This window comes from Limnohabitans sp. 103DPR2, from assembly GCF_001412575.1.
Taxonomy (GTDB): domain Bacteria; phylum Pseudomonadota; class Gammaproteobacteria; order Burkholderiales; family Burkholderiaceae_C; genus Limnohabitans_A.
In genome coordinates this window covers 2,303,828-2,317,852 of sequence record NZ_CP011834.1, presented here as the reverse complement: position 1 = coordinate 2,317,852, position 14,025 = coordinate 2,303,828, and the positions used below count along the sequence as shown (strand labels likewise).

The following is a 14,025-nucleotide window of genomic DNA, read 5'->3' as shown; positions in this document are numbered from 1 at the left end:
AGCCCCTGCACTGGCGCGGCAAGAAGCTTACGAACCTGCCAGTCTTGGCGATGACTGTGTAGAAAATTAAAGTGAAATTACTTGCTAACTTCGTCTACCAACAATTTGAAATCGTCGATGTCTTCGAAACTGCGGTACACGCTGGCAAATCGAACGTAGGCCACTTTGTCGAGTTTCTTCAGCTCGCGCATCACCAACTCACCAATTTTGTTGGATGCAATTTCGCGTTGCGCTAAGTTCAGTAGCTTTTCTTCAATGCGCTCAATGGCCGAGTCGACTTGTTCGGTACTGACGGGACGTTTGCGCAAGGCCAAGTTCATGCTGGCGCGCAACTTCACGCGTTCGTACTCAATTCGGCGACCATCTTTTTTAACGATGGCCGGAAAAGTAACTTCCGGGCGCTCGTAGGTGGTGAAGCGTTTTTCGCACGCCGCGCATTGGCGGCGGCGGCGAATCAGGTCGCCATCTTCAGCCAGCCGCGTCTCCACCACTTGGGTGTCGTTGTGGCTGCAGAAGGGGCACTTCATTTGTAAACAGGGAAACGGGCGGTCAAGGCGTTGACCTTGGCGCGAACGGCTTCAATGTTGGCGGGATCGTTTGGATTGTCGAGCACATCGGCAATGAGGTGAGCCGTGATGCGCGCTTCTTCATCCTTGAAGCCACGCGTGGTCATGGCGGGTGTGCCAATGCGCACGCCGCTGGTGACCATGGGTTTCTCGGGGTCGTTGGGAATCGAGTTTTTGTTGATGGTCATGTGCGCTTGGCCCAGGGCGGCCTCGGCCACTTTGCCGGTAATGCCTTTGGAGCGCAGGTCGACCAACATCACGTGGCTTTGTGTGCCGCCGCTCACAATGCGCAAGCCGCGTTGGGTGAGAACTTCTGCCACGATTTGGGCATTCTTCACCACTTGTGCTTGATACGCCTTGAACTCAGGTGCCATGGCTTCTTTGAAAGCCACAGCCTTGGCTGCAATGACGTGCATGAGCGGGCCGCCTTGCAGGCCAGGGAAGATGGCGCTGTTGATGGCTTTTTCGTGCTCGGCCTTCATCAAGATGATGCCGCCGCGAGGGCCGCGCAAGCTCTTGTGGGTGGTGGATGTGACCACGTCGGCGTGGGGCACAGGGTTGGGGTACACACCGGCGGCAATGAGGCCTGCGTAGTGCGCCATGTCGACCAAGAAAATGGCACCTACATCTTTGGCCACTTTGGCAAAGCGAGCAAAGTCAATGTGCAGGCTGTAGGCCGAAGCGCCGGCAATGATCAGCTTGGGTTTGGTTTCGTGCGCCTTCTTTTCCATGGCGTCGTAGTCAATGGCTTCGTTGGCATCGAGGCCGTAGCTCACCACGTTGAACCACTTGCCGCTCATGTTGAGGGGCATGCCGTGCGTGAGGTGACCGCCTTCTGCCAAGCTCATGCCCATGATGGTGTCGCCAGGCTTCAAGAAAGCCAAGAACACCGCTTCGTTGGCGGAGGCGCCGCAATGGGGTTGCACGTTGGCAGCTTCTGCGCCAAAAATTTGTTTGATGCGGTCGATGGCCAATTGCTCGGCGATGTCGACATATTCGCAGCCGCCGTAATAGCGCTTGCCTGGGTAGCCTTCAGCGTATTTGTTGGTGAGCTGAGAGCCTTGCGCGGCCATGACGGCGGGCGAAGCATAGTTCTCGCTGGCGATCAGCTCGATGTGGTGCTCTTGGCGAGCGTTTTCGGCTTGAATGGCCGCAAAAATTTCGGGATCGGTTTGTTCAATCAGAATGTTTCTTGAATACATGGCAGGCCTTCAAATGATGGTTCCTTGCTGCGCTGGAAGAAAAGTTCCAACATGGCATGGGCTGCCCAGGCGAACGGCTGAAACCTTGTGCCACAACACCTGCGCAAGGTGCACGCTCCCCAGTGGTTTTAAGAGGGGCAAAGCCCTTTCGTATCCACGTCAGAGGCTGGGGGCATTGAATGCCAACACCAGGCTCCTATCGCCAGTTGCGTACCCCTAGAGTGTAGCCTAGGAGAGGGCCTGGGGAGGGGCTTATTTGGCCGCTTTTGGCCCGCTCGATTTGACGGGGGCTGGGGGCTTTGGAAGGGCGTCTTTGAGGCGGTTTTGCTCGGCCTGGACCCGCGCAATGTAGTCTGTTTCAAGTGAAATTGACTCTTCCCCAGCCTTGTAAAGGCGCAGGCCTTCAACCAAACTGCCCGACTGGTTGATGCATTCCTTCAAAATTTTGACGCCAATGCGCAAATTGGTTTTGGGGTCAAAAATGGCCATCGGTCCGCCATAGGGCTCGAACTGATCAGAGTGCGTGTCGGGCGACACTTGCATCAAACCTTTGGCGCCGGTGGGGCTGTTGGCAAAAGGGTTGTAATTGGACTCGACGCCAATCACCGCCAATATGAGGGTGGGGTCGAGATTGCCGCGGTTGGCCAAGTCGAAAACTTCCAGGATCAAAGCGTTCAGCGGTTCGGGTGCAATGCGGTATTTGCTTCGGATGGCTTGAACCAAGGCCAATTGATCGGGATCCAGGTCGGTGGCCGGGGCCGCTAGGCTGCGCAGCAAAACCTGTTGTCGCTCATCTTCAGCATCTGAGATGTGCAGTCGGGTGTAAAGCCAGCCCTGGATGCTTTGAACCGTTTGAATTCTGATTTCAGGTCGCGCCAAGGCCAGCATGCTGATCAAAACAGCCATCAGTCCCAGCAGCGCAAAGCTGTGATGGGAAATGTTCACAAACCCCCGTGCAATGTCGCCCACAAATGTTTTCAGTCCGCGCCAAAAGCGGCCTGTCCAAAGACTGGCAGATTCCTGAAAGGTGAGGGAAGTCAAAGTACGTGTTGGAGTGGCGGAACCGAGAATTATAAAAAAAATCGAAAATAGATGCTTTTGGCATATTGCACCTAGCCAACCTCGGTGAAAATAGCTTCTTTATCTTTTTGTGTTCTGACTGTGACTCCTTCATCCCCCAAGACCCCCGATGTTCAAGCGCTTGATAACTTGACTGGCGGTGCTTTTGCCGCGCAAACCTCTGGCGAGCGTGCCGCCAAATTGCGTGATTGGTTGTTGACTGAGCCTTCGCAAGAAGATCTGCAGCACGTTTACAAAGAAATTTCAACGCGAGACAAAGGCGCCGCCAAAGTCTTGAAAGAAAAAATGGACGAGCTCAAGCGCTCCCAAGGTCAAGATGTGTTGGCCACTGAATGGGCCGAGCGCGCTACAGCCATGCTTCATGCCAGTCGTTTGAACATTGCCGATGCCATGGCCTGGCAACGTGATGCCGCTAAAGCTGGCGCACCCTTGTCACGCGAACCCTTGGCCAGCTTGAAAACGCAATTGGCAGAAAAAGTCAAAGCGGTTGAAGATTTGCAACACCAAGTGATGGTGCAACGTGAAACAGCCGTGTTGCTGGCCCAGCGCATTGAAGTGCTGTCCACCAAAAGTTTGAAAGAAGCCGATGCGGCCAACGAGGTTTTGCAAGCGGACGTGTCACAGTGGTTGCAGCAAGCCCATGCGCTCACTGAAGATGCCGCATGGCAAAGTGTTGATTTGAAATTCCCGCCCCAGTTAGACGCATCCCGTCATCAACTGAGCAGCGTATGGGAAGCCTTTGAGGGTGCCTTGTCACAAGCCAAAGCAGCACGTGATGATGAAGCACAAGCTTTGCCATCGGTGCCGGTCTGGGCTGAAGAAATTCGCGTTGCGCGCGGTGGTCAGCCTGTGGCTGTCGCACCTGCAGAAGGTGCAACGGCTGGCTCGCAAGAAGCCCATACCAGCCCATCGGGTGCCGACGCTAAACCCGCCAAAACGCCCAAAGTCAGCATCACCAAAATGGACCCCGCGCAGCGCCAAGCCTTGCGTGAAGCGGCCAATCAAGCCGTCACAGGTGCATTGACATTGTTGGCTGCAGAGTCCAATGAGGCCAATCTCTTGGCCTTGCGTCAAACGCTCAAGGACCATGGGCGAAACATGGACACCAACATGGATGCCAAAGTGCATGAGGCGCTGCTTGCGGCCGGCGATGCAGACGGCTGGCAGCGACATGTGGCCGATCAAAAGCGCTTGGCCTTGGTCTTGAAAGCGGAAGCCCTGTTCAAAAAAGTCCCTGTTAAAACAGAAGAGACCTCAGCAGAAACTGCCGAGGCACAAGAAGCGGCCGACGTTGAGGCTGCAGGTCAAGCCGAAGAAAAAGCGCCCCAAGAAGTTTTCCACCTCGAGCCCGTCTTGGGTGGTCGCAAGATGCAAGAAGCCTTGCGTCAATTGCGCGAGGAGTGGAAGCAAGCCGACCAAGGTGGCCTGCCCAACCATTCGCTTTGGAAACGTTTTGATACGGCGTGCAACAACGCCTACAAAGTGGTTCAAACTTGGTTAGACAAAATCAAGCACGAAGCCAGTGAGCACCGTGCTCAGCGTTTGGCCCTGATTGAAGAGGTCAAAGCTTGGGGCGAAGCCAATGCGCAAAACAACGACTGGCGCGCACACCTGCGTGCTTTGCATCAGTTCGGCGATCGCTGGCGCAATGCGGGCCACTTGAGTGAAAAGGCCTTCGCAGAATTACAACCTTTGTGGAAGCAAGCATTGCATGCGGCTGCCGCGCCCTTGGAGGCTGCACAAAAAGCCAGTACGGCCCGCCGTCAAGCCCTTATTGCAGAGGCCGAGCAATTGGGTGCTGCGCCTGTGCTGCGTGTGGATGCTGTCAAAGCTTTGCAACACAATTGGCAAACTGAAGCGCAAAGCGTGCCGATGGACCGCCGCATTGAGCAAAAAATGTGGGAAGCTTTCCGCAAGCCATTGGACGAAGCCTTCAGCCGCAAAACCAGTTCACGCGAACACACTTCTTCAGCGCCTCTTTCCGCCCACGATCGTCTGGTGCTGGATGCGTCCAATGCGTTGAAGGCGGCCAATGCCTCTGGCGATGTCCAAAAAATCAAAGTGGCCATGGCTGCTTTGGATGCGGCCATCAAAGGCCAAGCGCAAGCTGTTGCTGCCGAGGCAACATCGGCTACAAGTGATGCGCCTGCTGAAACTTCAGCTGAAGCTGAATCTTCGGATCAGCCAGCACCTGATGTCGAGGCTGTTGTCAGCAAAGCGCCAGAAGCGCCCAAACCCGTACGTCCCTTGGTGGCCATGCGAGGTGACGACCGACCCGGTCAAAAGAAAGCAGTGCCCGCAACGGCAGGTCGTCCTGGCGATCGCCGCGACGGCAAAGGCGGTCCGCGTGGTGACAAACCTGGCTTTGGTGACAAAGCAGGTGGCCGCTTTGACCGCGCCGACAAAGGCGACCGTTTTGAGCGCCAAGACCGTGGCCCACGTTTGAGCGATGCGGCCTTTAGAGCGCAACGCGATGCCAAAGAGCATGCCGAAATGGCACTGCGCAAATTGGCGGCACAAGCCCATGGCGAATCTTTGACGAACTTGCTGGCGGCATGGGAAAAACGTCAAGCTGATCTAGTGCCCACACCGCAAGAGTTGGGTCGCAATGTCAACGCAGCTGCGCGTGCGGCATGGTCGCAAGCGGTCAGCCAATCGCCCAAAGCCGATGCAGGCGAAGCCATCTTGCGTTTGGAAATGGCGGCTGAAGTGCCAACACCAGCTGAGAATTTGAACGAGCGTCGGGCTTTGCAATTGCAATTGTTAACCCGTAAAAACCAACCGGGTCCTCAAGACACATGGGCACTGGACGTGACGTCTGTTTTGTCGTCGGCCCACGATCCCAAAGTGGCGCGTCGTTTGCAAAACGCATTGAAAAATTTGCTGCGACGTTGAAGCTGGGTCTAAGCCTTAGGGTTCGTGATAGAACCCATCGAGTTGTGGATCCAAGTTATCGACTTGTTCGCTGATCCAACAGGTTCACGCGCTCAACCAGACCACTGGCATGCCAACGCAAAACCTCCGCGCGAGGTTTTGTGCTTTGAGCGTCCCAATCACTCAATACCCGACGTTGCAATTGTGCTGAGTCTTCCAGCAGATGGTCACCCGGCCGATGTGTGTGGCCATGCAGAAGGCAAGTGCAGTGAGATTGCTTCAATGCCTTTTCTGCCCATGCGTTGTCGACGTCTGCATAGACTGTGGCAGGGTCGTTTTTGTGCTGCTGGCTTTGCATGCGCAATTGACGGGCGATGTCTTCACGCTCTGTAAGGGGTTTGGCCAAGAAACTTTGTTGCCAAGCCGGTTGCCGCACGGTGCTTCGGAAGGCTTGGTAATCCACATCGCCCAAGCAACCTTCATCACCGTGGGACAGCAGCCAGCGCTGACCTGCAAAATTCAACACAGTGGGGTCAGTTAAATCGCGAACACCGCAAGACTTTAGAAATTCAGAACCCACCAGAAAATCGCGGTTGCCACGCATGAAGGCCACATGGCGCTTTGCGGCGCAGTGGCTTAACTCAGCGGCGCATTGCTGCAAAAAGGGGTGATGTTGTGCGGCATCGTCGCCCACCCACACTTCAAACAAATCCCCAAGAATCCACACCGCATCGGCTGTGGTGGTTTGCATGTAGTGCTGCCAAAGCTTGAAGGTGGCGAGGTCTTTTTCCTGCAAATGCAGATCTGAAATAAAGTCAACCGTGCGCCAATGTTCAGGTGCTTCAATCACCTGAAACGGCAACACGGTTGCTGTCATGGAAAGTGCAGGGCTGAATTAAAGCGCCACAGCCTTTTCAATGATCACAGCTTCTTTGGGCACGTCGTCGTGGAAACCATTGCGACCTGTTTTGACGCCTTCGATGGCATCCACAATCTCGGTGCCCGACACCACGTGGCCAAACACGGCGTAACCCCAGCCTTGCAAGGAAGGTGCTGTGTGGTTCAAAAATTCATTGTCAGCCGTGTTGATGAAAAACTGGGCAGTGGCTGAATGAGGCGCTTGTGTGCGCGCCATGGCCAAGGTGTACTTCTTGTTTTTCAAACCATTGTTGGCTTCATTTTGAATAGCAGCATCAGAATGCTTTTGTTCCATGTTGGGTTCAAAGCCACCGCCTTGAATCATGAAGCCTGGAATGACGCGGTGAAAAATGGTGTTGTCGTAATGACCTTTGTTCACGTAGTGCAAAAAATTCTCAGTGCTCAAGGGTGCTTTTTCGGCATCGAGTTCAATGAGGATGACGCCTTTGCCGGCGATGTGGAGTTCGACTTGAGGATTGCTCATGTTGTTATTGCACCAAAGTGATTGAAAGAATAGTGACAGGGGATTTGGGAACGTCTGTTCTGAAAGGTCCGCCCATGCCCGTCGGGGTTGTTCTGATTTTATTCACAACATCCATGCCAGAGGTGACTTTGCCAAAAACCGTATAACCGAAAAGTTGTAGGGCATTGAGCAAGTTCTCGCGAGGCACGTTTTCATAGACCTGACCGCGGTATTCAAAACGCTTCACAGGGTCGCCGTCCGGAATGGGCGTTGGGTCTAAGAATGCATTGTCGACCGTGTTGATGAAAAACTGGGCTGTGGCCGAGTGAGGGTCGTTGGTACGTGCCATGGCCAAGTAACCGGTTTGATTTTTCAAACCGGCCACAAATGCTTGACGGCCTTCGTGTTGCACGGGCGCTCGGGTGTTGCGCTCTTTGTATTGCGCGTCATAGCCACCCCCTTGGATCATGAAATTGGGAATGACGCGGTGAAAAATAGTGCCATCGTAGTGCTTGTCTTTCACGTACTGCAGAAAGTTGGCCACTGTTTTGGGCGCTTTGTCGGGGTAAACCTCCACCATGATGTCGCCCAAGTTGGTGGCAATTTTGAGCTTAGGGGCTTCTTGGGCATGGCCGAGGAGCGGTGTGACCAGCGCCAATATCATGGCCAGGGTGCTGGCCAGTTGCAAACTTTGACGACGCAAATGACTGAAGTTCATGGTGTTACCGCAAAGTGCGTGTGTTGGTTGAGGTGGTGGTGTGTGCCGCGGGCTTGGGCAAAGGGAGCAGCCCATTGCCATTGCTGGCATTTTTGGCTTGACCGTAGGCTTGCTGGGCCAGGGCGGTGTACAAGTCGCCTAGGTTCTGAAGCGCTACTTTGTAATTGGGACGGGCTTGAACAGCCGTCTGCAAGGCCGCGACGGCTTCCTCCAATTGGCCTTGGGCTGCCAGCAAAACGCCTAAGTTGTTGTAAGGCTCGGGCAGCTCGGGGAACTCTTGAATCAGGGCTTGAAGCACATCGATCGCTTCTTGGCGCTTGCCTTGCCCAGCCAGGACTTGGCTGTTCAGAATGCGCCATTGGGGAGATGCGGCTGTTTTGGGGTTTTGCTGCGCAGCGGACTGCAGGCGCTGCTGGGCTTGGGCCCACTGTTTGTTTTGGATCAGTTCTTCCAACTCGGCTGTGGCGTCAGCCCACGACAAACTGCAAAAAAAGCAGAGCACGAGGGGTAAAACGCGGGCAAGAACCCTTTGAATCGGCATATGGGGCAGCTTTTGGGGGGTAAAAAGGCGCCACCGACTGTGGGTCATCCAGCTTTGTCAGTGACTTATTTGGGCCTTATACTGGGGCAAATTGTAACGGAGGCCTTGCGTTCAGGCTGACCTTGCAATGTCTATGGGGCTGCGGCCCCTTTTTGCACCCGAACAACAAAAACAGTGATTCATGAGCTTGCGCATTTACAACACGCTCTCCCGCGCCGTCGCCGATTTTTCGCCTCTTGAGCCTGGCCACGTTCGCATGTACGTTTGCGGTATCACCGTTTACGACATGTGCCACGTCGGTCATGCGCGCTCCAATGTGGCCTTTGATGTGGTTCAGCGCTGGCTCAAAGCCAGTGGCTACAAAGTCACGCACATCCGCAACATCACCGACATTGACGACAAGATCATCAAGCGTGCGGTTGAAAACGGCGAAACCATTCGCGCCCTCACAGACCGCATGATCGATGCCATGCATGCCGACTTTGATGCTTTGGGCATTGCGCGTCCCACTGCCGAACCCCGTGCCACAGAGTTTGTGCCCCAAATGCTCAGCATGATTGGGACCTTGGAAGAAAAAGGCTTGGCCTACCGCACGCCCCAAGGTGACGTGAACTATGCCGTTCGCAAGTTTCCAGGCTACGGCAAGTTGTCTGGCAAGTCCTTGGACGAATTGCATGCCGGCGAACGTGTTGCAGTGTTGGATGGCAAAGACGACCCCTTGGACTTTGTGTTGTGGAAGGGTGCCAAAGCCACAGAGCCTTCTGAAGTGAAATGGGACAGTGCGTTTGGCTCGGGCCGACCCGGTTGGCACATTGAGTGCTCGGCCATGGCCTGCCAAATGTTGGGCAACAGCTTTGACATCCATGGCGGCGGCGCTGACCTTCAGTTTCCGCACCACGAAAACGAAATTGCCCAAAGCGAAGGCGCCACAGGCGAGCCATTTGCGAAGTTTTGGATGCACAACGGCTTCATCAATGTGGACAACGAGAAGATGTCCAAGAGCTTGGGCAATTTTTTCACCATTCGCGATGTGCTCAAGGCCTTCGATGCTGAGACAGTGCGTTTCTTCTTGGTTCGCAGTCACTACCGCACACCCTTGAATTATTCCGACGTGCATTTGAACGATGCGCGTGGTGGATTGAAGCGCCTGTACACCGCTTTGCAAGCGGCCATTCCTGCCGAGGTTCAAATCGATTGGACCAATCCTTATGCCGCACGCTTTAAAGCCGCCATGGACGAAGACTTTGGCACGCCAGAAGCTGTGGCTGTGTTGTTCGATTTGGCGGGTGAAGTCAATCGCAACAAATCTGCCGAACAGGCTGGTTTGTTGAAAGCCTTGGGCGGTATCTTGGGCTTGCTGCAATCCGATCCGGTGGCCTATTTGCAATCTGGCGCAGGGCTGGACGAGGCCGCCATTCAGGTACACATTCAAGCCAGGGCCGATGCCAAGGCGGCCAAGAACTTTGCCGAAGCCGATCGCATTCGCAAACTGTTGCTAGAGCAGGGCATTGTGCTCAAAGACTCTGCCACAGGAACCACATGGGAAGCGTCTCAATGACCAAAGCCGACGAGGTGATGACGCCAGCCTATTGGGCTGCTGCTTGCGCACATCTGTCTAAAAAAGACAGGGTGATGAAGCGTCTGATTCCTCAGTTTGGCGATGCGTGTTTGGTCTCACGCGGCGATGCGTTTGTCACGCTGGCACGTAGCATTGTGGGACAGCAAATATCTGTCAAGGCTGCGCAATCGGTTTGGAATAAATTCGCCGCTTTGAGTAAAAAAATCACACCAGCGGGTGTGCTGAAGCTTAAAGTGGACGACATGCGCGCGGCAGGTTTGTCGGCTCGCAAAGTAGAGTACCTGGTCGACTTGGCCTTGCACTTTCACGGCAAAACCGTGCACGTCAAAGAATGGCAAAGCATGGACGATGAGGCCATCATTGCCGAATTGGTGGCCATTCGCGGCATTGGCCGCTGGACGGCCGAGATGTTTTTGATCTTCCACCTCATGCGGCCCAACGTTTTGCCGCTAGACGATGTGGGCTTGATCAATGGCATCAGCAAGAACTATTTTTCAGGCGAACCGGTCAGCCGCAGCGATGCGCGTGAAGTGGCCCAAGCCTGGCAACCCTACAGTACCGTTGCAACTTGGTATATTTGGCGGTCGCTTGACCCCTTACCGGTTGAGTATTGAGATCGATAAAGGAGGCCCATTTTGGCCAAACGCACATTCCTAGACTTTGAGCAGCCCGTGGCTGAACTTGAAGGAAAAATTGAAGAACTGCGCTACGTGCAAAGCGAATCAGCCGTCGATATTTCGGAAGAAATTGACCAGCTCAGCAAAAAGAGCCACCAGCTGACCAAAGACATCTATTCGGACCTGACGCCTTGGCAAATTACCAAAATTGCCCGTCATCCGGAGCGTCCTTACACCATGGATTACATCCGTGAAATTTTCACAGACTTCGTGGAAATGCATGGCGACCGTCACTTTGCCGACGACTTGTCGATTGTGGGCGGCTTGGCCCGCTTCAATGGTTCGCCTTGCATGGTCATCGGCCATCAAAAAGGCCGCGACACCAAAGAACGCACCCTGCGCAACTTTGGCATGAGCAAGCCTGAGGGTTACCGCAAAGCTTTGCGCCTCATGAAGACGGCCGAGAAATTCAAATTGCCAGTGTTTACTTTTGTGGACACACCAGGTGCCTATCCCGGCATTGATGCCGAAGAGCGCAGCCAGTCTGAAGCCATTGGCCGCAACATTTTTGAAATGGCCCAACTCGAGGTGCCCATCATCACCACCATCATTGGTGAAGGCGGCTCTGGCGGTGCTTTGGCCATTTCCGTGGCCGATACGGTGCTCATGTTGCAGTACGCGGTTTACTCCGTGATCAGCCCTGAAGGCTGTGCTTCCATTTTGTGGAAAACATCTGAAAAAGCTGAGGAAGCTGCAGAAGCTTTGGGCATCACCGCCCATCGTTTGAAGGCGCTCAATTTGGTCGACAAAATTGTGAACGAACCCGTGGGCGGTGCCCACCGCGATCATGCCCAAATGGCTGCTTTCCTCAAGCGTGCCTTGGGCGATGCATGGCGCCAAGTGACCGATTTGAAACCCAAAGAATTGGTCGAGCGCCGCTACGAGCGTTTGCAAAGCTATGGCCGTTTCACCGACACCAAAGTCAGCAAATAATTCTGCAGGCGGCGCAGGTTTGTTGCCGCTCAGTTTTCAGCCTTCCTTGCCAATCGCCGTTGCGTTCAGCGGCGGTGCCGATTCAACCGCCTTGCTTTTGGCTTGTGTCCAAAAATGGCCAGGGCAGGTGAGGGCTGTTCACATTCACCATGGCCTGCAAGAGGCTGCTGACCAATTTGCAAAGCATTGCCAACAATTGTGCGACCAATGGCAAGTGCCCTTGGTTCAATGCAAGGTCAACGCCCAACATGTGCCAGGGCAGAGCCCGGAGGATGCGGCGCGCAAAGCGCGTTATGCGGCCCTTAGCGAGGCAGTGCATTCGCATCCAGATTTGAAGGGCGTGAAAGACGTGGCGCTGGCGCAGCATGCCGATGACCAGGTGGAGACCTTGTTGCTGGCGCTGTCGCGTGGCGCAGGCTTGCCCGGTTTGGCCAGCATGCCTGCGCAGTGGGCGCGTGGCGGTTTGAAGTGGCATCGCCCTTTGTTGAAGGTGCCAGGTGCGAAGTTGCGTGCGTACCTTGTTGATGCGCAAGTGGCATGGGTCGAAGACCCCACCAACCAAGACCAACAGTTCACCCGCAACCGCATTCGTGCGCAACTTCTGCCGGCACTGGACCGTGCTTTCCCTCAATTTCGTGACACCTTCGCGCGAAGTGCTGCCCATGCTGCCGAGGCGCAAGAAATTTTGGATGAGGTGGCTGAGGCTGACTTGCAAAGGGTGTTGGTGGGCGGTTTTCCCGGAATCAAGGCTTTGCAGTCCCTCAGTTCGGCCAGGCAGTCCTTGGTGCTGCGGCATTGGCTGAAAGCGGCGCATCAAACCACGCCCAGTACTGTGCAGTTGTCCGAGTTGCTGTCTCAAATTTCGGCTTGCACCACGCGCGGGCACCAATTGCATTTGAAGGTGGGGCGGGGCTTTGTACGGCGTGATCAGGGTGTTTTGGTGTGGTCGGCTGAGGGGTAGCCTTTTTGAAACCCTCAAAATCAGGGTTCTCCCGGGTACAATCGTCGGGTTTTGCTGAAATTTCCCTTTTATAACTTTTAAAAATGGCACTGATCGTTCACAAATACGGCGGCACTTCCATGGGCTCTACAGAGCGCATTCGAAATGTGGCCAAACGCGTCGCCAAATGGGCAAGGGCTGGCCACCAAATGGTGGTGGTGCCCAGCGCCATGAGCGGCGAAACCAATCGCTTGTTGGGCTTGGCCAAAGAATTGGCGCCTGCCAAAACAAACACGTCTTACGACCGCGAACTCGACATGTTGGCGGCCACGGGCGAGCAAGCTTCATCTGCTTTGTTGGCCATTGCTTTGCAATCGGAAGGCATGGAATCGGTCAGCTATGCCGGCTGGCAAGTGCCTATCAAAACCAACAGCGCATATACCAAAGCCCGTATCGAATCCATTGACGACGTTCGCGTGCGCAAAGATTTGGCCGCTGGCCGAGTGGTCATCGTGACCGGCTTCCAAGGCGTGGACCCTGATGGCAACATCACCACCCTGGGTCGCGGCGGTTCTGACACTTCTGCGGTGGCAGTGGCTGCAGCCATGAAAGCCGACGAGTGCTTGATCTACACCGACGTGGATGGTGTGTACACCACCGATCCCCGTGTAGTGCCTGAGGCCCGTCGCCTCACCACAGTGAGCTTTGAAGAGATGCTGGAAATGGCGTCGCTTGGCTCCAAGGTTTTGCAAATTCGCTCAGTTGAATTTGCCGGTAAATACAAAGTGCCTATGCGTGTGTTGTCTAGCTTCACACCTTGGGACATCGACATCAATGAAGAAGCCAAATCTGGCACGCTGATCACTTTTGAGGAAGACGAAAAAATGGAACAAGCCGTAGTCTCCGGCATTGCCTTTAACCGCGATGAAGCCAAAATTTCTGTGTTGGGCGTGCCTGACAAGCCAGGCATTGCATATCAAATTTTGGGTGCAGTGGCCGATGCCAACATTGAAGTTGACGTGATCATCCAAAACCTGAGCAAAGACGGCAAAACCGATTTCAGCTTCACCGTGCACCGCAATGACTTTGCTCGCACCATGGACTTGCTGAAAGAAAAAGTGGTGCCTGCTTTGGGCGCCACCGAAGTTAGCGGCGATGCCAAGATTTGCAAAGTGTCCATCGTGGGCATTGGCATGCGCAGCCACGTGGGCATTGCCAGCAAGATGTTCCGTTCTTTGAGCGAAGAGGGCATCAACATTCAGATGATTTCCACATCAGAAATTAAAACTTCTGTGGTGATCGACGAGAAATACATGGAATTGGCCGTTCGCGCATTGCACAAGGCTTTTGACCTCGACCAAGCCTGATATAATTTTCGAGTGCTGGAAACGTGACCGAGTGGCCGAAGGTGCTCCCCTGCTAAGGGAGTATGGGGTGTAGAGCCTCATCGAGGGTTCGAATCCCTCCGTTTCCGCCAGCACAACCTAAAGCCTCCAAAGAGGTTTTGCAACAAGCCCCGCAAGGGGCTTTTTTG

General features: G+C 54.6%; 13 protein-coding genes, 1 tRNA gene and 1 riboswitch. Of the genes, 7 read left to right on the top strand and 7 right to left on the bottom strand.

Annotated elements, in window-relative coordinates; genetic code table 11:
- Positions 1–77: 77 nt before the first annotated feature.
- The 3 genes from nrdR to L103DPR2_RS11070 form a co-directional block, all read right to left on the bottom strand.
- Positions 78–527, bottom strand: a complete 450-nt coding sequence (gene nrdR, locus L103DPR2_RS11080) for a transcriptional regulator NrdR (protein WP_055361138.1) — start codon at positions 525–527, stop codon at positions 78–80.
- Positions 524–1,768, bottom strand: a complete 1,245-nt coding sequence (gene glyA, locus L103DPR2_RS11075; protein WP_055361137.1) for a serine hydroxymethyltransferase — start codon at positions 1,766–1,768, stop codon at positions 524–526. The genes nrdR and glyA overlap by 4 nt, the downstream gene beginning before the upstream one ends.
- A gap of 56 nt (positions 1,769–1,824) precedes the next feature.
- Positions 1,825–1,988: riboswitch (ZMP/ZTP riboswitch) on the bottom strand.
- Positions 1,989–2,020: 32 nt separating this feature from the next.
- Positions 2,021–2,713: a lytic transglycosylase domain-containing protein gene (locus tag L103DPR2_RS11070; RefSeq protein ID WP_156339897.1), complete on the bottom strand. Its 693-nt coding sequence runs from the start codon at positions 2,711–2,713 to the stop codon at positions 2,021–2,023.
- A gap of 216 nt (positions 2,714–2,929) precedes the next feature.
- Between L103DPR2_RS11070 and L103DPR2_RS11065 the strand changes: the two genes are divergently transcribed.
- Entirely contained in the window at positions 2,930–5,743 is a 2,814-nt protein-coding gene (locus tag L103DPR2_RS11065; protein WP_231717633.1) for a DUF349 domain-containing protein, read from the top strand.
- Positions 5,744–5,798: 55 nt separating this feature from the next.
- On the opposite strand, the gene L103DPR2_RS11060 is transcribed toward L103DPR2_RS11065, so the two are convergent.
- The 4 genes from L103DPR2_RS11060 to L103DPR2_RS11045 are packed head-to-tail and all read right to left on the bottom strand — an operon-like array spanning position 5,799 to position 8,302.
- Positions 5,799–6,599: a UDP-2,3-diacylglucosamine diphosphatase gene (locus L103DPR2_RS11060; protein WP_055361135.1), complete on the bottom strand. Its 801-nt coding sequence runs from the start codon at positions 6,597–6,599 to the stop codon at positions 5,799–5,801.
- 18 nt (positions 6,600–6,617) lie between these two features.
- Entirely contained in the window at positions 6,618–7,124 is a 507-nt protein-coding gene (locus L103DPR2_RS11055) for a peptidylprolyl isomerase (protein WP_055361134.1), read from the bottom strand.
- A gap of 4 nt (positions 7,125–7,128) precedes the next feature.
- Complete coding sequence (locus L103DPR2_RS11050) at positions 7,129–7,821, bottom strand: peptidylprolyl isomerase (RefSeq protein WP_055361133.1); 693 nt, start codon at positions 7,819–7,821, stop codon at positions 7,129–7,131.
- Between the two features lie 4 nt (positions 7,822–7,825).
- Complete coding sequence (locus L103DPR2_RS11045) at positions 7,826–8,302, bottom strand: tetratricopeptide repeat protein (RefSeq protein ID WP_197274871.1); 477 nt, start codon at positions 8,300–8,302, stop codon at positions 7,826–7,828.
- A gap of 241 nt (positions 8,303–8,543) precedes the next feature.
- Here L103DPR2_RS11045 and cysS point away from each other — a divergent pair, with 241 nt between their 5' ends.
- The 6 genes from cysS (at position 8,544) to L103DPR2_RS11015 (ending at position 13,968) form a co-directional block, all read left to right on the top strand.
- Entirely contained in the window at positions 8,544–9,920 is a 1,377-nt protein-coding gene (cysS, locus tag L103DPR2_RS11040) for a cysteine--tRNA ligase (RefSeq protein WP_055361131.1), read from the top strand.
- The gene (locus tag L103DPR2_RS11035) at positions 9,902–10,555 is read left to right on the top strand and encodes a DNA-3-methyladenine glycosylase family protein (protein WP_055361130.1); all 654 of its coding nucleotides are present in this window, start codon (positions 9,902–9,904) and stop codon (positions 10,553–10,555) included. The genes cysS and L103DPR2_RS11035 overlap by 19 nt, the downstream gene beginning before the upstream one ends.
- A gap of 21 nt (positions 10,556–10,576) precedes the next feature.
- Positions 10,577–11,551, top strand: a complete 975-nt coding sequence (locus tag L103DPR2_RS11030; RefSeq protein WP_055361129.1) for an acetyl-CoA carboxylase carboxyltransferase subunit alpha — start codon at positions 10,577–10,579, stop codon at positions 11,549–11,551.
- Entirely contained in the window at positions 11,517–12,512 is a 996-nt protein-coding gene (tilS, locus tag L103DPR2_RS11025; RefSeq protein WP_082466800.1) for a tRNA lysidine(34) synthetase TilS, read from the top strand. Before L103DPR2_RS11030 ends, tilS begins: the two co-directional genes overlap by 35 nt.
- A gap of 83 nt (positions 12,513–12,595) precedes the next feature.
- Positions 12,596–13,858: an aspartate kinase gene (locus tag L103DPR2_RS11020; protein WP_055361128.1), complete on the top strand. Its 1,263-nt coding sequence runs from the start codon at positions 12,596–12,598 to the stop codon at positions 13,856–13,858.
- A 17-nt stretch (positions 13,859–13,875) separates the two neighbouring features.
- A tRNA-Ser gene (locus tag L103DPR2_RS11015) sits at positions 13,876–13,968 on the top strand.
- The last annotated feature ends 57 nt before the right edge of the window (positions 13,969–14,025 follow it).